Raw genomic sequence first — 18302 nt, 5'->3', positions numbered from 1 at the left:
GCTGACCGTAGCCGTGCTGGTTGCGCTGATAGCAGGACCGGGCCCGCGCGCAAGACGGGCAATGCGGTGGTCACTGGGCTGGTGCTGCGTCTATCTGGCGATGTCGATCGTTTTCAAAATGGTTGTGGAGTCGAGGGTGCGGGAGACTCTTCAAAGCGACGGCATCCAGGTACAAGCGATGTTTTCTACTCCGCAGCCATTCAACATTCTGCTGTGGAGGGCGGTGGCGAAAGGTTCTGACGACCACTATTACGAATCAACATCCAGCGTTCTGGATATTCGCGCTCCTGTATGGTTGCGCCAGCCTCTGAACAGTCATCTGCTCAACTCCATACCCCCTTCCAGGCAGCTTGATGGGCTTCGATGGTTTTCGGGCGACTGGCTGCGCTACGACGATATTGACGGACATCTCGTAGTGTCGGATCTGCGCATGGGTCTGGGCGCCGGGTTCTATTCCTTCCGTTTCCTGCTTGGCCGGCGGGCTTCCCCGCGTGACAGCTGGACTCTGGAGCTGCCACAGTTCTGGCCGGTGGAGCGTGGCTTGTCCCAGCTCAAGACCGTGCTGAATCGTGTGTTGTCTGCGACGCCGCCACTGCCCCAGACGGAATGGGCCCAACGCATGACACAGCTTCCCGCTTCGATACCTTCTCGCAGATAAACCAACTATTTGCACGATTTGGATAGTGCATGCACGAAACCGATAGCCGCACCAGTGCCCCAAGCCTTACCTTTCAGGCATAAGAAACCTATAAACGGCGCCTTCATGCGCCAGATCGGAGACTGGTAATGCACACCCATCCCTTCCTGCAAAAAGATCAATTCCTGCTGGGCACCTTTGCAAGCAACTGTTCCGGCGGCATGACCGTATCCAAGTTGCCCGGACGCTGGCCCGCAGACTGGGAAAGCAACCTGAAGCTGGGCAAACTTCTGGACGACGCAGGCATCGATTTCATGTTGCCGATTGCGCGCTGGATTGGATACGGCGGCGAAACGAATTTCCATGGCTACGTGTTGGAAACAATCACCTGGGCCACGGCGCTTCTGGCCCACACGCGGAACATCACCGTTTTTGGCACCATTCACACCACCGCCAATCATCCTGTCGTCGTAGCCAAGCAATTGGCCACTATCGCCCAAATGAGCGGGAATCGCGTCGGCCTGAACGTCGTGGCCGGCTGGAACAAACCCGAGTACGAAGCTCTCGGACTGACACTGCCCGACGACCACGAAACCCGCTACGGATACGCGCAGGAATGGTTCGACATCATCCAGAAGCTCTGGACCCATGACGGTCCCTTTGATTGGGAAGGAAAATACTTCCAGCTGAAGCGGACCTATGGTTATCCTCAACCCACCAGCCTGCCGCCTATCTTCAATGCCGCCGGCTCGGGTCTGGGTCGAGAATTCGCGTCGCGCAATGCCAACTTCCTGTTCACGCCCGCCATCGACCTGGAGCGCTCCAAGCAGGAAGTGGCCGAACTGAAAAAACAGGCCACCGACATCGGCCGAAATGTGGGTGTGCTTACCTTTTCTCATGTCATATGTCGACCCACGCAGGCCGAAGCCGAGGAAGGTTGGCAAAGTTTGCAAGACAACGCCGACTGGGCGGCTGTGGATAATCTGATCCGGCTGCAATTCGCCCACGCACAGTCCTTCCCGCACGACCTTCTTGCCCTGATCCGCGAACGGTTCGCAGCCGGCCACGGGGGCTTTCCCCTGGTTGGGACGCCCGAACAAGTGGCCGAAGGCATCATTCAACTCCACGAAACCGGCTTCAGTGGTACGACATTGTCGTTCTTCCACTACGCAGACGAATTTCCGTACTTCCGCGACAATGTGTTGCCCATTCTCGAGAAACGCGGCATTCGCAAGAAGCAGTCATGAAAATGGACAATGCCCTGAACCTGGCGTTTCGCCAGGCCATGCGCCAGATGGTGGGAGGCGTGTGCGTCATTACCGCTCACGACGGCGAACGCCGTACCGGGCTGACCGCCACTTCGGTAGTGTCGGTTTCAATGGATCCTCCCGAACTGCTTATCTCGGTGAACCGCTCTTCGTCATCATGGCCGGTACTCGAGAAAGCCGGCAGCTTCGGCATCAACGTGCTGAGCCACGCCCAGCAGCATGTGGCCGAGAACTTCTCGGGTCGCACGGGGCTGAAAGGGTCTGATCGTTACGTTGATGACGATTGGCAGCAAACAGAGCAAGGGGTATGGTTGTCCCGCAATGCCCTTGCGTCTTTTGCGTGCGAGATCGAAAAGGTAATGCTCCACCGCGAGCACGCCCTGATCATCGGGGCAGTCAAGTTCATCGAGCTTGGCACACAGTCCGCCCCGCTCGCCTATTGGCAAGGCAGCTACGGCACTTTCGCTGCCGATTCCGCTACTTGATACACAGGAAAACCCGTGCGGTAATTGGGAAGGTTTAGCGATACACTAATCGCTTTCCTTCCCAAAAAGCGTTCTTGAACGCAGTTTGGGCGTGCGTCGCCCCACGCTAAGGCATTGCTTATGCAGACGGCACCCTTCCCCCATTTACGCAAACCGATGTTCAACCGCTACTCGCGGTTCGCCTCGTCGGATGCCGACGAAGTACGTTACGAGGTCAGCCAGATATTCTGTGACCACGACCTGCGTGTCGTCGGAAAAAGGCAATCCCTCAATACCGAGCTGCGTTTTCGCCGCGGCCAAAAAGCCAGCTACGGGCGTATGCTTTATGGCGCCACTGTCGACATCGAACCGGGCAAACTAAACGATTTTTATCTCATTCAGTTACCCATTTCCGGCCAGGAAAGCATCCATTGCGGCTCGAAGTCCGTGCAGTCCGACCCCAAGACGGGCACCATCATCAGCCCGGAGCTCGAATTTCGCATGCGACACCAACGCAATGCCGAAAAACTCTTTATTCGCGTCGAACGTAGCGCCCTCGAACAGTCGTATGCTCAATACCATGGTCGCGATCCGCGTGGTCCCTTGAGTTTTCAGCCGGCCATTCCCTTTGACACGCCGGCCACTCAATCCTTGAGGCGCCTTTTCGAATGGCAGCTCAATGAGGCATCCGAGGGCACGCTTTTCGACCAACCCCTTCTGGCTGCGCAGTTCGAAGAAACGCTGATGCTTTCCTTGCTCAGTACCCTTCCACATAATCAGGCGCCGCATTCGTCGCGCGAACTTGCCATTGCACCTGGCTTTGTAAGGCGGGCCGAGGCATTTATCGAACACAATGCTCATCTGCCGCTGACTGCCGGCGATATTGCCGACCACGTCGGAATCAGTATTCGCAGCCTGTTTGCCGGTTATCGCAAGTACCGCGAAACATCACCCATGCAGCACCTTAAAGAAGTTCGCCTGAATGGTGCCCGCGCCTAGCTTATGCAACCCAAACCCGACACCACTGTGACCCAGGTCGCACTTGATTGGGGTTTTGGGCATCTGGGACAGTTCGCTGCGGCATACCAACAGCGTTTCGGCGAGCTCCCTTCTGCCACCCTGCGCCGGTACAAGTTCTAGGTCTTAGCGACGATACTTCATCAGCCGCCCGCGGTACCCGCGGCGCCCACTGCGTTTGCAGCTTTCATCCACCAGGCGCTCGTCCTTGAACAACTTGAACCCATGGGCCGCCATGTGTCGATTGAAGGCCGGCCGATAGCCACGGTTCTGGTCCACGATCCAGACTTCGGCTTCGGGCATGGCGTGCTGATTGATAAATGCCGACAAGGCTTCCGGCATGTCAGGTTCGTACAGAAGGTCGCTGCCGATGATCAAGTCGTACCGGCCGGTAAGAACCGGGCGCCCTGCCTCTTCTTCGGTCAGGGGCTCTTCCAGACCCCATTGCCCGTGGCGATACTTCAGGGACGAGCACAGCGAATTGAGACGCAGGTTTTCTCGCAGAAATTTTTCGGCGAGTGGATGACAGTCGCTGGCAGTAACCTGTAGCCCCCGACGGTGACCGACCAGGCTGGCCAGCCCCAGCCCACAACCGACTTCGAGCACTTTTTTGTCAGGGCAAACTTGCCGCTTTGCCAATCGTGCGGCCAGATGAATGGCTGACGGCCAAAGCAATCCAAACAGTGGCCATGTTGCCGGACCAATGCCCAGGCGCAGGGCTTCTTGATCAGGGTCGTAATACTGCTGCCGATCGCGCAGAGACTTAATTAGTAACTTTTCCTCACTATTTATTTCAATTAATTCTTTTCTGGTGAGGTAGCCAGGGACCGCCCCGCCGGTAACCATGAACTATAACTCCTGTAAGACAAGAACATTATGAGTATGGCTCATATTATTGAATAAGGCCAATCGGAAAAAATGCCACGGTGAGCCGCACTTGCGCTTTAAATGCGACACTAGCGCCAAACCGGGCGATATACTCGCGCGCCAGAACATCAAAATAAGTTGCCAGAGCTCTCTTTAATGCTTGTCAGTAGCTACGACGCCGTACTGGTCGTCTCGTCTTTCATCGTGGCCATCCTCGCGTCTTACACCGCAGTAAGCATGGCCACCCAAATCAGCAGAACCCGAGGCAAGGCCATGGCCTTGTGGCTTGCCGGAGGCGGTTTCGCAATGGGGCTGGGCATCTGGTCCATGCACTTCATCGGCATGCTGGCCTTCAGCTTGCCCATCGAGCTTGGCTACGACCCTTTGCTTACGTTTATCTCGTTGCTGGTCGCTATTGCGTCATCGTCGTTCGCACTGTGGCTGGCGTGTCGCCGGCGACTGACCTGGCGACGGCTATGCTTTGGTGCACTCGTCATGGGGGCCGGCGTCGCGGGCATGCATTATCTGGGCATGGAAGCCATGATGATGATGCCGCGTATCGTTTACGATCCGGTGTGGTTTGCCCTGTCACTTGTCATTGCCGTCACGGCGTCCGGGGCAGCGCTGTGGATCACCGCGTCTCTCAGCCGCGACCCCACCCATCGCACCGCCCTCAAGGTGATCGCCGCCATCGCGATGGGATGTGCCATTGTGGGCATGCATTACAGCGGCATGGAAGCCGCCCGCTTCCCGGTAGGCAGTATCTGCGGTGCGGCCAATGCAGGCGTCGACACGCACTGGCTGTCCATTATTGTTGCCCTGGTCACTTTGGCCGTGCTGGGCATCGCCCTGATCATTTCCCTGCTCGACAGTCGCCACGTCTCGGAAACGGGACAATTGAACCAGTCGCTGCACCAGGCCAACAAGGCACTGGAGCACATGGCACTGCACGACACACTGACCCGATTGCCCAATCGGGCCTTGCTGGCCGACCGAATCGAACAAACCATAGAGACTGCCCATCGCAGCAAGAGCCGGTTCACAGTCCTGTTCCTGGATCTTGATGGCTTCAAGGCCGTCAATGATGCCTACGGACATGCGGTCGGCGACTTCCTGCTGGTCGAGTGCGCCCAGCGCATCCGGGCGGCCGTTCATCCGGAAGACACAGTAGCGCGGTTCGGCGGCGATGAATTTGTAGTGCTGAGTCAGCGGGGCGATGCCGAAGACATCGCGACGCTTGCCAGCGAGATTGTGGAAATCGTGTCGCAGCCGTATACCATTCGTGATTACGAACTTCGGCTCTCTGCCAGCATTGGCATCGCCATTTACCCGGAAGATGGGCAGGACCCGCACGCGCTGCTGGTCAACGCCGATGCAGCCATGTATTACCGCAAGGACATGGGGCGCAACGGATACTCGTTTTTCGATCCGTCGATGAACGCCAATGCCGAGGAGCATCTTCGTCTCGTTCAGGAACTGCGCCTGGCCATAGAGCGTAACGAACTCGTCTTGCATTATCAGCCAAAGTTCGACGACCCCACCGGCCCGGTAATAGGTGCTGAAGCCCTGGTGCGCTGGCAGCATCCCGAGCGCGGGCTCATCATGCCCGACCAATTCGTGCCTACGGCCGAAAAGACAGGCCAGATAATTGACATCGATAACTGGGCGCTTGATGAGGCCTGCCGTCAACTCAAGATCTGGCACGAGCAGGGCCACCAGTGGACGGTGTCGGTCAACCTTTCCCCCTTGCAGTTCGCGCACACCGAACTCATCGATACGGTCAGAAAAACCCTGGCCCGACACGGATTGCCGCCGCATAGCCTGATTCTGGAAATTACAGAATCCACGGCCATGCGCAATGTCGATGACAGTATGGCGATCCTGCAACAACTGGACGAGCTGGGCGTAAAAATTTCGATCGACGACTTTGGCACCGGCTATTCCAGCCTGTTGTATCTCAAGCGGCTGCCGGCCAGCGAGTTGAAGATCGACCAAGGCTTCATCAGCGAGCTGATACAGGATTCGGAAGATGCCGCCATCGTCTCGGCCATCATTGCCCTGGGCAAAGCACTCAATTTGAGGATTGTGGCCGAAGGCGTGGAGACCCTTGCCCAACAGGAATTTCTCAGCGAACTCGGATGCGATTCGCAACAAGGTTATCTGCTCGGTCGTCCCGTACCCGGCGACGCCTTCGTCCATTTGCACGAACCCACCAGCTAACCCACACATTCCGGAATCTGCGCATCTTGGACGCAAAGACAGTCTTTACGATCATTTCAGTAACCATTCTTGCCAACGGTACGGCGTTGGCTATCGCCTACCGGGGCTTGGCGACGTCGTTACGGCCCGCAGCGCGACTCTGGCAGTGGGGGACCCTGCTGATAGCGGCGGGATGTGCCCTGTTCGCCTGGGGCGATTTCCTGCCTCGCCCAGTCATGCTTACCCTGGCAAACGGAGCCATGGCGTTCGGTCTGACCGGGTATTGCCTGGCCCTGCGCAATGTACATGGCCTGAAGCTCCACACTCATCTATGGGGACCGGCAATAGGAGTAACGCTGGGCATATTCTGGTTTTCCGCAGTCGCCCCAGACTTCAAGACAAGGGTCATCATTGTCTCGATCGCCTGGTTCATATTGGCCATTGTCGCGCTCCATGCGCTCACCCGGCGCCCTTCCACCAGCCTTTCTTCCAGTCGGAATCTGCTGATCGGATTACTGGTCCTTTTGGCGGTCTGTGTTGCCATACGGCTGTCCATCTACCTCTCACCAGAAATTCCGTCAGATTTCATCATCGAAAAGGAAGCCAGCGGCTGGAACCTGATCTGCAGCATCGTATTGACTATGTTGCCCATTGTGGGTACCACAGGGTTCCTTATGTTGTGTTCAGATGTCCTGCGTGGAAAGCTCGAGCATGCCGCCGCTACCGACTACCTGACCAGCCTTCCCAACCGACGCTCGGTGACCCAGCGTGGAGAACAGATGTTCGACCAGGCGGTTCGGTCACAAGGCGGTTTTGCCGTAGCGTTGGTCGACATCGACGTTTTCAAGTCGCTGAATGATCACTACGGACATGAAGCGGGCGACCGGGCCCTGGTACATGTGGCCAACCGCCTGCGCGCCGAGACCCGTGCCAACGACATGGTGGCAAGATCAGGGGGAGAAGAGTTCACCGTGCTGTTCGGCGATATGGATTCCACACGCGCTCGCGCTGCTGCTGATCGCATGCGGTTATCGATTGAACAGGGAAACTTCAAATGGGGGGATCAGATCGTGCCCATCACCGTGTCTACCGGCGTGGCCACACGTCGGCACGACGACAAATGCTTTGAGGATATTTTGAGGCGTGCCGACCAGGCCCTGTACAGGGCCAAGTCAGCGGGTCGAAATCGAATTGAAGTGGCCTGACGCCGGTAACCTGGCTGTCAACCGGCCTTTCCGGAAGGTTCGCAGCAAGCGAAACGCTCGAACGACATGCGGCATAACAGCCGCTGCATCCAGTTTGCATCAGGGCTGCGATCAACACTTGCGAATGCGATCAGTCCCAGCAGCAGCAGCGCACCAAAAGACAGGACGACAGCTGCCGCTACCAAGACTGGAATCAATAATTCAATCATGCCAGTCTCCTAAGGGTAAACCCTAATACTATCAGAAGAAGGTAGAAATAAAAAGCCGCGCCGGACGAACTGCCCGAATCGGCCGGCGAACAGTTCAATACGGCGCGGACGCCAGAACCCTGAAGTGGTCAGGCTCGCGACAAGACCTTAATTCTCCAGGGCGATGCGCTTGACACGCGGACTCGCAGATTTGTCTTTTGGAAGCACCACTTCAAGCACTCCGTTTTTCAACGTGGCCTTGACCTTGTCCTCTTCGACTTCATGGCCCAGCTGTATGCGGCGCTCAAAGCGGCCGTAATAACGTTCAGAAAATTGCTTTTTGGAGTCTTCGGTGTGCGAACTGGTCTCGCCCCGGATCGTCAGAACGTTATCTTCGAGCAGGATCTCGACGTCCTTCTCTTCCATGCCCGGCAACTCGGCCGATACGCGTACCGCGTCATCGTCATCGCTTACTTCCAGGCGCGGCCAGGAGCCGTTCAGCGCGCGGGCACCGAAATCGGCAGGAAAGCTCATGTCAAAACCTCGGAACATGTCGTCGAACAGGCGGTTCATTTCACGCTGCAACGACACGACAGGATGCAGGCTATCGTCCGAGGCAGGGGTCCGGCGGCCCCAAGGGATCAAGTTTCGAACACTCATCTTTAACCTCCTGTAAACAAGTGGTTGAGACGCGGGCTCGGTATTGCTTGCCGAACCTGGGCGTCCGACAGTACTGAAGCTTCAATGCCAATATGGGGATGCTTGCTGACATTTCAAGGGGGCGATGCAGCATTGCCCCCCTTGTACATTATTTTTTCTTCAGCAACTCGGCACCCGCGGTGATGTCGACCGGAACGGAGGCAAGCGCTACGCTCGTGTGTTCAGCCTGGTCTTTCAATGCCGCCAGGTCGAACTCAACATAATTGAGACTGTCGTAGGTTCGAACGCTGAAGCGGAGTCGCCGTAAGTCTGACATCGCTGTCCAGGAGGTGTACTCGGACGAATACAAGGGCTGCCCTGTAACACCCGGAGCGGTGATGTTTTCAATGCCATCTTCAAGCCGATTGTCGATCGTGATGCCACGGGGACGATCAAAATTGTTCATGACGTGCGCAAGCGTCTTTACCGCCCGGTCGGGGGTTTCGGCTTTCTCGGCAAACTGAGAGTAATACACTGCCCGGACAAATCGGCCGACCGATGTGTTAGAGGCCGGCAACCCTGCCGTGGCAATGCCGGAGTCAGGCTGCCTGAACTTGATGCCCGCCAATTCCAGTTGCGATTGGTCCTTGTTGCTGAGGAATGTGTAGTTATTCAGGTTGGTCATGTGCCAGGAAAACTCCGGGCCGTTGGTCATGACACCCAGCGGGTTATCGAGCACCTGCATTTTGCCGTCGGCAAACTCGATGACCAGCGACGCACCACTGGCATCGTGCAAGGTGTAATGAAAGGGGGTTTTCAGCAGATCCAGTGGCAACAGGGCGGTAACCATCACTGGTTGACGCTTCAACGCGGCCTTTACCTCGTTGACATCCTTGAACCGGGAAAGCGTCCAGGCGCCCAGATCAATGGCCGCCAACACTTTCTGAGTATTCGCCACCATATCTTTTGGCCCCTGGGTGTTGGCGAAGGCGAGCAGACTGAAGCTCAGGCCCTGTTCGTTCAAGCCTTCAACCACCTTGAGCTGCTTCGTGAGTGGATCAGGCACAGTGATCGAGACGAAGGCGTACTTGCCCTGAAAGGACAGTTCGGCGTGTTTGCCGGCATCAGAATCGAAAGTCCAGCCTTTCGGGAAATAAGAGGCCTGGTAGGGAAGCTCCATGGGAAGCTCCATTGTCCGGCCCGAGTAAGGAGCACCCGATGCATCGGTGTACAAGAGCGAAGTACACGCCTGGGCAATGGAAGACTGCGCCAGGGCAACAGCCAGCGCGCAGGCCAAGGCGGTGCGCCGCAAATCAGACTTGTTTTTCAATTTATACTCCCGTCATCTATCTGGATTGGTCGCATCATACGATAAGCTGCGATTGTCACATTGTTTAGGAACTCTGCGTGGAAAGCATCCATATAGCTCTGACCATGTTGGCGGCAGTGCTGGTCAGCGGGATATTTGTACGCATTATTCCCGTGCCGATTCCCCTGCCGCTGGTCCAGATCGCACTGGGCATGCTGATCGCCGGAGTCTTTGAGCAGGGGGTGGCGCTTAGCCCGGATGTCTTCTTCCTGTTGTTTTTGCCCCCGCTCCTGTTTCTGGACGGCTGGCGAATCCCCAAAGACGATCTGCGCCGGGACTGGGTCGGTGTCACCCTCTTGGCGTTTGGCCTGGTACTGATGACGGTCATCGGCGTCGGGTATGTCATGCACTGGATGGTGCCGGCAATGCCTCTGGCCGTCGCCTTTGCCCTTGCCGCCATCATCTCGCCTACCGACGCCGTTGCTGTCGGAGGAATTGCACGCAAGCTCGGAATCCCGAATCGGATAATGGGGCTGATCGAAGGCGAGGCGCTGTTTAATGATGCCAGCGGCCTGGTCGCCTTCCGGGTTGCGGTCGTCGCAGCCACCACTGGAACCTTTGCCTTGTCCTCTGCAGCGGGCTCTTTTGTCTGGGTGTCCGTAGTGGGGCTCCTGTCTGGGGCGCTGGTGGCTTATGGCGTTGCGCTTCTAAGCAATTACTTCACGGAACGCTTTGGCGAAGAGCCCGGCCCAGCCGTGCTGTTAAGCCTGCTGATTCCGTTTGCGGCGTACTTCGTTGCCGAAATGCTGAACGCCTCGGGCATCCTGGCAGCCGTCGCAGCGGGCCTGGTAAAGAGCCACAGCGAACTCTCGGGCCGGGTAAGCGCCACCACCCGTGTGCGTCGTCGTGCAATCTGGGACATGATCCAGTTCGCCCTTAACGGAATCATTTTTGTCTTGTTGGGTGAACAGTTGCCGCGGATTTTCGAGGGAGCCAGAACCGCCGTCGAGCAAAGCGGACACCAGAACCCGCTTTGGCTGGCCGTGTATGCAGTAGTGATTTGCGTGGTGCTGGCTGCCCTGCGCTTTGGCTGGATCTACGCCTGCCTGATGCTGTCGCGCCGGCTACGCCTCCAATCCGGCAGCGATCATTCCCTGCGTGCCTTGCTGATCCTGAGCGTGGGCGGAGTACGCGGAGCAGTAACCCTGGCCGGCGTCATGACCTTGCCTCTTCTGCTCGAATCGGGCGAACCTTTCCCGGCCCGCGACCTGGCGATTTTCCTCGCCTCAAGCGTCATCATCATTTCATTGGTGGTCGCCAGTGTGGGGCTGCCCCTGCTGGTGCGCGGCATGCCGGCCGCCACGGTACCCTACAAATCGCAACGCCAAGCCGCTCAGAACGCGGCCCATGCAGCGGTTCGTGAATCGTTGAACAGAGAGATAAACGCCCTTGAACGTGTTTCGAACGCCGAAGCAGAGCGCGTACGCCAGGACACGGCCCCTCGGATCTTGTCCGCCCTGGAAGACGCGCTGCAAATTTCTGCCGCCTCCGACAGTGACGTACAAATCCATAACGAGCGTCTTGCAGAAATAAGGATGCATCGGGCCGCACTTGAAGCAGCCCGGAACGCGATAGCCAAATTGGCTGTCCAGCGCACGATTTCCGACGCGCTCGCTCGGGAGATGATCGAGCGACTTGACGCAGACGAACTGCGTTTGTAGGCACCAGGTTCAGTTGATCCAGGATTCGCGCTGCGATGTCATCCTGCCCATTACAAATGCAAGGTTCGCGGCGGCCGAAAGCGACGCAGCATAGGCATCCAACCGGGCTTCGCGGGCATCGAGCAGGCTGGTAGCGGTTTCCGTGACGACAGTTATCGTTCCCACTCCATGCTGGTAGGCTTCCAGCGCCGCATCGTGGGCAACCGAAGCGACCTCCACCAGTTCGCCGGCGGCATGATAGCTTTCCAACGCAGAAATCAGGGTCGATTCGGCCAGAACTATCTCCCGCACGATGTCTCGTTGCACTTCTTCAAATGTCTTCTTCGCGTTATCAACCTGAATCTCTGCGTCTTTCAACCGTGCGGCGCGCATGCCCGCGTCGTACAGGGGCAAAGTTACACCCACCAGAACGGCCGACGTGGATGAACGATGCTGGATGCCGGGCAAATGCCCCACCTCAAAGCGATTTCTATTCCCCCCCGCAATCGCAGCAAGATAAACCTTGGGAAGGAAGTCGGCTTCCGCTGCCGTGACTCCTGCCTTGGCCGCGGCCAGTGCAGCGTAACTTGCCTGCAGATCGGGCCGCCTGGCCAGCGCCCCTTGAATAGCGTCGTGGGTCAGGGACACAGTCGTGCGCGGCAACTCTCGCTCCTTCAGTCCGCCAATCCGAATTCGACTTGTGGGCGGCAGACCGGCAGCGGCCAGCAGGCCCTGATAGGTATTGCGCTCGACCCCTTGCGCATTCACCCTGCGCAGTTCCGCCTGAGCCACTTGTTGCCGCGCCAGAGCAAGCTCCACCGTCGTCGCCAGGCCTGCCTGCAGGCGCTCTTGAGCGGCTTTGAGGACGCGACGGCTGTTGACAAGCGCTTCTTCTGCGACCTTCAGTTTCGAATGGGCCGCAGCGTACGTATAAAAAGCATGTGTGACGTCGTGAATGATGCGCTGATGAGCGCCGTTATAAAGCACATTGGCGGCAAAAGATGCGTGTTCAGCGGCTTCGGTTAAAGCCCGCCTTTGCCCGAAATCAAATAGCAGCCATTCCAGGGCCAGGAAAGGCGCAGCGCCGTGCAGATTCGTTTCTATATCAGAAAGCCGTCCATCGAATGTAAGCGGAGAAGGAGTGCTGGTGCGCTGCCAACCGCCGATGACGTTAGCTGAAAGACGTGGAAGGAACGTGGCCTCGGCCATTCCGACAGCCAAGGCCGCCTGCCGCGCCCGGTTCCAGGCCATTCGGGTCGAGGGATGTTCGCGCTGAGCAATATCAATCAGCTGCGGCAATGAATAGACGGTGTCCGGATCAAGATCCGGACCTTGATGCCGTTCTGCAATGCGGGGGTCGGCGCCAACTCCGAAGCCTTCCGGCGACGCAGTCCCCGCGTCGCTACCTGCCGCATTAGCAAGTGGGTCGGGCTGTGCAGGCCGCCAGGGTTCAAGGGCAGAAGCAGGCGCCCGGTCAAGGGCGTCAACAGCACAGCTGGCGGTGGCCAAGCATGCCAATGTGACACCAAGCATGCGCGTCAAAGCGGCAATAGCCGGGTGTCGGCCGTGCGGCGGGTGATCAGGGGTATTCATGAAACGCTACGCTCTACGGTACGCAAAAGATCAGGAAGCTCACTGACGGCCTGGTCATACTCAGGTGACCGCCTGGTTGTCTTCAAGGCAGCCAGGCGGCAGATGTGTGTGGCCTTGCGGATAACCTCACGCAACGTGACGACGTCGCTATCTGCCGGGTGAAGCTTTCGCGGTTCGAACAAAACCAGCTGCAAAGCTTCCTTTGCAGTGTTCAGCTCGGCCATTACAGTGGAAATGTCCTGGATTCGTGGGTCATCGCGACGGTCTGGAGTGGCAATGGCAATCAGGCGTTGAAGGGTTTGACGCAGCCGCGGGGCCAGTGAGGAAACCATGCCTACCGGCCATAATTTCGTGAACAGTATGAACATCACAACATTGCCCAGCAAAATGCCGACGACGCGATCGCCGGCAACGGCCATTTTCACGTCCGGACCGTAGCCTTGCAGAACCGTCAACAAGAATGCAAGGCCGATCTGTACTCCGGCATACGAAATACGCTCGCTGCCCGCCGTTACCCAGCCCGCGACCAGTATGCCCACGAACACCAGCACCATTAACCCGCCAATCGAAGTGATGTTTGGAATGACGAAAACGATGGCCGCAATGCCCATGGCAGCGCCAATAAGGCAGCCGACGATGCGCAAGAACAGTTTGTGTACCGTTTCAGCGGTAGACCCCAGCGCCGCCACGTAGCAGGTGACCATGGCCGTATGGATGTCCTGCCAGCCGATTGCTGTGTAGATCAAATAGCAGATCACCGCAGCGGCCGTGGTTCGCAGTGCGAAGTGCAGGTAAGCGGGGTTGCTCCGTGCATCTTCAAAAAAGAAGCCTTTCTTTTCTGCGCTGTGCTTTTTTTGCTCCGGCGCGGCCTCTGGCGCCAGTCGGGCAAGCGCATCGCGAACGTCGCTCAGATCGTCCTGTCCATCTGGATGCGCACCTGCTGGTGCAAGCGGATATCCATGCTGTAAGGCCCGGGCAGCCGCCTCGCATTGCGCTGCAAGCTGCCGGCGTGCGGGGCTGGACCCGCCTGGCGAAAGACTGGCGGCCGCAAGCAAAAGACGGTAGCTGCCGGCAATCGCCTGAGTCAGAGTTCGCATTTGCGATTTGGGAGCCAGATGCACCAAGCGCGCCAAGGCAGCTTGCTTCTCCAGCTCTTCATTGCCGCGATGCAGCAGCCGGTCGAGCGTGCAAGGCGACGCTTCACCTTCGATCACCCTTGCGGCGGCCTGCAATCTTTCTTCAAGGGCATTGCGCAGCAGCGTCAGGGACGAGCGGCCGAAGAACATATTGAAAAGTATCACCAGTCCCATCGGCACCGCCGCCATCAGCCAGGCGTAGAGCAAACCACGGGTTGCCACTTCGCCAAACGGCACATCGCCAATCAAGGTCATGATGAAGGCAATGACCAAGGCAATGATGTTTCCCACGGGGCCAAGCTGACTGGCCGCACCGATATACAAGAACAGGACCGAGGCACCAACCAGCAGCGCCATCCGCATCAGCGGCGAATCGATGGTCCACTGCAATAGCACGAACATGACCATGACCACCACACTGACAAGTATCGTGATCGCGACCGCCATGAGCGAGCTTTCCGTACTGTCCGGCTTCATGATGAACAGAATCAGATAGCAGCCAATCGCGGCCATGGGGATTCCATACGTCATGAACACCGCAGCGGCAATCATGCATTGCGCCGCTACCCGCCAGGCCATGCCGAAGCGGCCGTCGAAAGGCAATAGTTCGTCTCGTGCCACGCGCAGCAATGGCAACAACATGTCGTTAGCAGTCGCTGCCACGGCCGATTACCACATCTGCCGAAGCACCCACCCGCAAGATGTTCTCGTGTCCGGGCTCAAGGGCGATGCGCACAGGAAAGCGCTGCGCGACACGTACCCAGTTGAGCGATTTCTGGACATACGGAAGGCTGCGCGGCAAGCTGACCATTTCCGGCGATACGATTCCCCAGCCAATATTTTCAACGCGTCCCTTGATAACGGTATCCGGGCTTCCCAGCACATACACAGAAGCGCAGGCTCCCGGCTCGATATTCGCCAGTTGGGTTTCGCGGAAAAAAGCGGTGGCGTGCCAGCTATTGGTATTTATCAAGGTAAATAGCGACTGATCCGGCGCGGCGTACTCACCTTCCGAAACCGCCAGCCCTACCACCAGACCATCCTGCGGCGCAAACACTTCGGTATCGGCCAGAGACTTGCGGGCAATAGCCAAAGCACTTCGGCTTGCCTGCACCATGGCCTCCTCCGCCTCAATGGCGCCGACCAGATGCTGTGCCGCCTGCGCTTGCGACAGTGCCTGATTCAGACTGACCCGGGCGTCCCGCTCGAGCGTAACGGCGTCATCCAGTTGCTGTTTCGTGACATAGCCTTTGGCGGCAAGAGGCTCTAGCCTTCGGCGCGTGCGTTCAGCCAGCTCAAGATTCTGACGGGCGCGCTCGATCTGCTCTTCGGCAACGACCGCATTTGCTGCTTCCGCCCCGATTGTTCGCCGCCTGGCTTCCAGGCCCGCTTCCGCCATCTTGAGTTCGGCCTCCGCCTGTTCCACTCTCAGTTGGTACACCATGGGATCCAGGCGAAACAAAAGGTCGCCCCGCTTGACGCGGCTGCCCTCTCGAACATTGAAGCTCAATACCCTGCCCGGCACCGGCGTGCTGATATGCACGATATCTGCCTGTATGACGGCGTCCTCGGACAAGGGATGGGATATTGAACGCTGATACGTATGCCAGCCAAGCAGCAAAGTGAGAAACAGAACGAGGCTCGCTACCATCCATCCCCACTTTTTTTTGTTGTCGCGATGTGTAGCTGTCTGCATGGTCATTCAATAAAAAAAACCCAGGCCAATGATCAATGCGATCAGGATGGCAATACACGTGTAAAGCAGCGAGCGCAGGGGCAGAATATCGTCCAGAGAAAGCCGGACAAAAGCCACGCGCACAAGAAACGCGCCCACTATGCCGGCAACCGCGCATAGCAGCCACGCCGGAAAATAGGAGCCGGCCACATAAATGGAAGGTGCACGCGTGGAGCCGCATCCCGCCAAGGCCGCCATCATCACCGCCAACGGCAAAAAGACAAAGCGCTGCTGCATCTTTCAGGCACCAAGCAAATTCTTGATAACGCGGCCGTCCTTCATGATCAGCAGCATCGAGGTTTCGGGGTTGGCAATCAGGGATATGTCTTCTAGCGGGTTGCCGTCCAGAACAAGAATGTCCGCATAGGCGCCGGCTTCGATTCTGCCAAGCTTTGCAGGGTAGGGATTGCGCTTGCCAGAAAGCGCTGCCAGGTCTGCGTTTCCGCTGGTCAGCATCCGAAGGACCTCGGCGTTGTCATACCAGCGGGCAAACTTGGCCAGCTGCCTGCCCTGACTGCCAGTTCCTTTTGGATTGAACAGTATGTCGGTACCAAGCGCCATCTTGACTTTATACTTGCGCCCCCACTCCACGGCCCGGACAGTTCCTTCGGCGATCATTTTCTGCTGTTCACGCTGCTCTGGAGACGCATAGGTGTTGGCGTCTTCATCGGCCAGAAAGGGTTGTATGCTCCACCACACGCCGGCATCCGCCATACGCTTAACTGTTTCTTCGTCGGTGAGCTGGCCATGCTCGATTGATTTGACACCGCTTTCCAGCGCACGCTGTATGCCGGCCGAGGTGTACGTATGAACACAGACATAGGTTCCCCAATCGGCCGCTGCCGAGACGGCGGCCTTCATCTCGGCAGGCGAATATTGAAGCGCGTCGATCGGATCATAAGCAGACGCCACACCGCCGCCACCCATGATCTTGATCTGACTGGCTCCGAGCATAAGCTGCTCGCGAACGCGGCGCAGGACCTCATGATCGCCATCAGCGATAACGGCTATGCCGGCTTTCTCTGCCAGGCTGAGATCGGCTTGCGCACTGCGCGGGACCTCGGCGCGCAGGCGAAAATCGCCGTGCCCGGACGTTTGCGAGATCATGGCTCCAGACGGATAGATGCGCGGACCCGCAAGACGCCCTTCATCAATCGCACGCTTGAGCGCGAATGAAGGGCCACCAACATCCCTTACCGTTGTGAATCCGCGCAGCACAGTACGTTCGGCTTCCTGTGCCGCCACCAGATGTATGTAGGGAATGTCGGCAGTCATTGCCGTAGCCTGCGAAATGCCTGCCAGAATTGAATGCCAGTGTGCGTCGATCATGCCGGGCATCAATGTGCCGCCACCGCAATCAATGACCTCGGCCTCGGAAACGGTATCGGCCGCGCCGATAATATCCTTGATGCGGCCGTCGTGCACCAATACGTCACGGCCGTCTATCAAAGCGCTGCCCACGCCGTCGAAGATGCGTGCATTTTTCAATCGGATCGGTTTACCGGAAGACTGGGCAAACGCCATGCCATTGAGACCCGCAGCAGGCGCGACGAGACTGGCCGCTATTCCCTTCAAGATTGACCGTCGCGACAAGCCCTTTTCGATACGTGCAAACAACTTCTGGCTAACCGGGTTGCAGCATGCGCAAGGCAAGAACGGTGTCGCGCGCCGGGATCCAATTCGGTTCTCAAACAATGCGAAGGTACTCCTGATTGAGTTCAGGCGGAATGCCATTCTGCGGCCTTACGGCCATCATTGGTTGCGGCAGCCTGTATCGCGCCGCAAAGACGCATGTATCATTTTGTCACGCAAGTTGGACCAAGGCCAGACTTACTGGGAATCCGACCTTATATACCGCCACTTCTTGTTTGACTTGTCGTAGGCAAAATACATCGGGGTAGATGAGCCCAATGCCTTGTTCTCGATCAGGCAGCGATATTCTTCCCCGCTCTTGCGGCAATCGTTTACAGCCACTTCGTTATCCAGGGCCCGCTGAAGCTCCGCCCCTCCTTGTGCAGTCGTGTAATGGTCAGACAATGCCTGCTTTACCTGCTGTTCGCTCGGCGCATCAGCCGAACATCCAGCGATGGCCAGAGCAAGTAGCGCCAGTAGGCTTTTTTTTGACATGCTGAAGTTCCTTCAGAAAATAAAAAGACGGCCGTTCGAATAGTGTGCCCGACATCGCGTTGCACCGAACTCGTTAGCCGCATACTAAATCGGATTGCACAGTGTGTGAGCACAAGCTGAGACCATAGCTCCAAGAACACCCCCAACCCTCGTGTGGACTGATCCAACAACTTTGGACAGTGATGTTGGGCTTGATGATCAAGGATCGAATTCGGTAG

The 18302-nt window shown here is 57.6% G+C and carries 17 protein-coding genes and 1 pseudogene; 8 read left to right on the top strand and 10 right to left on the bottom strand.

Features of this window, described 5'->3' with window-relative positions; genetic code table 11:
* The 5 genes and pseudogenes from Q1J88_RS10620 to Q1J88_RS10600 all read left to right on the top strand — a co-directional run.
* Nucleotides 1-658 (top strand): annotated as a pseudogene (locus Q1J88_RS10620) (metal-dependent hydrolase); the annotation flags it as partial.
* A gap of 128 nt (nt 659-786) precedes the next feature.
* Nucleotides 787-1884, top strand: a complete 1098-nt coding sequence (locus Q1J88_RS10615; RefSeq protein ID WP_301117645.1) for an LLM class flavin-dependent oxidoreductase — start codon at nt 787-789, stop codon at nt 1882-1884.
* Nucleotides 1881-2390, top strand: a complete 510-nt coding sequence (locus tag Q1J88_RS10610) for a flavin reductase family protein (protein ID WP_301117644.1) — start codon at nt 1881-1883, stop codon at nt 2388-2390. Before Q1J88_RS10615 ends, Q1J88_RS10610 begins: the two co-directional genes overlap by 4 nt.
* Nucleotides 2391-2510: 120 nt before the next feature.
* Nucleotides 2511-3368 (top strand): AraC family transcriptional regulator, encoded by an 858-nt coding sequence (locus Q1J88_RS10605; protein WP_301117643.1) that lies wholly within the window; start codon nt 2511-2513, stop codon nt 3366-3368.
* Between the two features lie 3 nt (nt 3369-3371).
* A complete protein-coding gene (locus Q1J88_RS10600) occupies nt 3372-3509 on the top strand; it encodes a helix-turn-helix domain-containing protein (protein WP_301117642.1) in 138 nt (45 codons plus the stop codon).
* A gap of 3 nt (nt 3510-3512) precedes the next feature.
* Here Q1J88_RS10600 and Q1J88_RS10595 read toward each other — a convergent pair whose 3' ends face one another.
* Nucleotides 3513-4232, bottom strand: coding sequence for a methyltransferase domain-containing protein (locus Q1J88_RS10595; RefSeq protein WP_301117641.1), 720 nt, complete (start codon nt 4230-4232; stop codon nt 3513-3515).
* Between the two features lie 177 nt (nt 4233-4409).
* Here Q1J88_RS10595 and Q1J88_RS10590 point away from each other — a divergent pair, with 177 nt between their 5' ends.
* Together Q1J88_RS10590 and Q1J88_RS10585 are read left to right on the top strand one after the other, a co-directional pair.
* Entirely contained in the window at nt 4410-6473 is a 2064-nt protein-coding gene (locus tag Q1J88_RS10590) for a bifunctional diguanylate cyclase/phosphodiesterase (protein ID WP_301117640.1), read from the top strand.
* Between the two features lie 26 nt (nt 6474-6499).
* Nucleotides 6500-7657, top strand: a complete 1158-nt coding sequence (locus Q1J88_RS10585) for a GGDEF domain-containing protein (protein WP_301117639.1) — start codon at nt 6500-6502, stop codon at nt 7655-7657.
* 17 nt (nt 7658-7674) lie between these two features.
* Here Q1J88_RS10585 and Q1J88_RS10580 read toward each other — a convergent pair whose 3' ends face one another.
* The 3 genes from Q1J88_RS10580 to Q1J88_RS10570 all read right to left on the bottom strand — a co-directional run bounded on the left by Q1J88_RS10580 (nt 7675) and on the right by Q1J88_RS10570 (nt 9814).
* Nucleotides 7675-7866 (bottom strand): hypothetical protein, encoded by a 192-nt coding sequence (locus tag Q1J88_RS10580; protein WP_301117638.1) that lies wholly within the window; start codon nt 7864-7866, stop codon nt 7675-7677.
* Nucleotides 7867-8013: 147 nt separating this feature from the next.
* On the bottom strand, nt 8014-8505 hold the full coding sequence (locus Q1J88_RS10575; protein WP_301117637.1) for an Hsp20/alpha crystallin family protein: 492 nt from the start codon (nt 8503-8505) through the stop codon (nt 8014-8016).
* A gap of 148 nt (nt 8506-8653) precedes the next feature.
* On the bottom strand, nt 8654-9814 hold the full coding sequence (locus Q1J88_RS10570; protein WP_301117636.1) for a linear amide C-N hydrolase: 1161 nt from the start codon (nt 9812-9814) through the stop codon (nt 8654-8656).
* Nucleotides 9815-9891: 77 nt separating this feature from the next.
* On the opposite strand from Q1J88_RS10570, the gene Q1J88_RS10565 reads away from it, so the two are divergent.
* Nucleotides 9892-11514 carry a Na+/H+ antiporter gene (locus Q1J88_RS10565; protein WP_301117635.1) on the top strand — a complete coding sequence of 541 codons (1623 nt, stop codon included), beginning with the start codon at nt 9892-9894 and terminating at the stop codon, nt 11512-11514.
* 9 nt (nt 11515-11523) lie between these two features.
* Here Q1J88_RS10565 and Q1J88_RS10560 read toward each other — a convergent pair whose 3' ends face one another.
* From Q1J88_RS10560 to Q1J88_RS10535, 6 genes are all read right to left on the bottom strand, one after another.
* Nucleotides 11524-13086 (bottom strand): TolC family protein, encoded by a 1563-nt coding sequence (locus Q1J88_RS10560; protein WP_301117634.1) that lies wholly within the window; start codon nt 13084-13086, stop codon nt 11524-11526.
* Nucleotides 13083-14885: an FUSC family protein gene (locus Q1J88_RS10555; RefSeq protein ID WP_301117633.1), complete on the bottom strand. Its 1803-nt coding sequence runs from the start codon at nt 14883-14885 to the stop codon at nt 13083-13085. Before Q1J88_RS10555 ends, Q1J88_RS10560 begins: the two co-directional genes overlap by 4 nt.
* The gene (gene mdtN, locus Q1J88_RS10550; protein WP_301117632.1) at nt 14869-15918 is read right to left on the bottom strand and encodes a multidrug transporter subunit MdtN; all 1050 of its coding nucleotides are present in this window, start codon (nt 15916-15918) and stop codon (nt 14869-14871) included. The genes Q1J88_RS10555 and mdtN overlap by 17 nt, the downstream gene beginning before the upstream one ends.
* A 6-nt stretch (nt 15919-15924) precedes the next feature.
* The gene (locus tag Q1J88_RS10545; RefSeq protein ID WP_301117631.1) at nt 15925-16194 is read right to left on the bottom strand and encodes a YtcA family lipoprotein; all 270 of its coding nucleotides are present in this window, start codon (nt 16192-16194) and stop codon (nt 15925-15927) included.
* 3 nt (nt 16195-16197) lie between these two features.
* Entirely contained in the window at nt 16198-17550 is a 1353-nt protein-coding gene (locus Q1J88_RS10540) for an amidohydrolase family protein (protein ID WP_301117630.1), read from the bottom strand.
* Between the two features lie 237 nt (nt 17551-17787).
* Entirely contained in the window at nt 17788-18084 is a 297-nt protein-coding gene (locus Q1J88_RS10535) for a hypothetical protein (protein ID WP_301117629.1), read from the bottom strand.
* Nucleotides 18085-18302 lie beyond the last annotated feature (218 nt).

Origin of the sequence: Pusillimonas sp., assembly GCF_029263785.1 — a bacterium.
GTDB lineage: Bacteria > Pseudomonadota > Gammaproteobacteria > Burkholderiales > Burkholderiaceae_B > Pusillimonas.
This window is presented reverse-complemented; position numbering and strand designations above follow the sequence as displayed.

Bases quoted from the DNA above. Each gene is read 5' to 3' on its own strand.
- Q1J88_RS10615 (WP_301117645.1), top strand. From the start codon at position 787: ATGCACACCCATCCCTTCCTGCAAAAAGATCAATTCCTGCTGGGCACC.
- Q1J88_RS10610 (WP_301117644.1), top strand. From the start codon at position 1,881: ATGAAAATGGACAATGCCCTGAACCTGGCGTTTCGCCAGGCCATGCGC.
- Q1J88_RS10605 (WP_301117643.1), top strand. From the start codon at position 2,511: ATGCAGACGGCACCCTTCCCCCATTTACGCAAACCGATGTTCAACCGC.
- Q1J88_RS10600 (WP_301117642.1), top strand. From the start codon at position 3,372: ATGCAACCCAAACCCGACACCACTGTGACCCAGGTCGCACTTGATTGG.
- Q1J88_RS10595 (WP_301117641.1), bottom strand. From the start codon at position 4,232: ATGGTTACCGGCGGGGCGGTCCCTGGCTACCTCACCAGAAAAGAATTA.
- Q1J88_RS10590 (WP_301117640.1), top strand. From the start codon at position 4,410: ATGCTTGTCAGTAGCTACGACGCCGTACTGGTCGTCTCGTCTTTCATC.
- Q1J88_RS10580 (WP_301117638.1), bottom strand. From the start codon at position 7,866: ATGATTGAATTATTGATTCCAGTCTTGGTAGCGGCAGCTGTCGTCCTG.
- Q1J88_RS10575 (WP_301117637.1), bottom strand. From the start codon at position 8,505: ATGAGTGTTCGAAACTTGATCCCTTGGGGCCGCCGGACCCCTGCCTCG.
- Q1J88_RS10560 (WP_301117634.1), bottom strand. From the start codon at position 13,086: ATGAATACCCCTGATCACCCGCCGCACGGCCGACACCCGGCTATTGCC.
- mdtN (WP_301117632.1), bottom strand. From the start codon at position 15,918: ATGCAGACAGCTACACATCGCGACAACAAAAAAAAGTGGGGATGGATG.
- Q1J88_RS10545 (WP_301117631.1), bottom strand. From the start codon at position 16,194: ATGCAGCAGCGCTTTGTCTTTTTGCCGTTGGCGGTGATGATGGCGGCC.
- Q1J88_RS10535 (WP_301117629.1), bottom strand. From the start codon at position 18,084: ATGTCAAAAAAAAGCCTACTGGCGCTACTTGCTCTGGCCATCGCTGGA.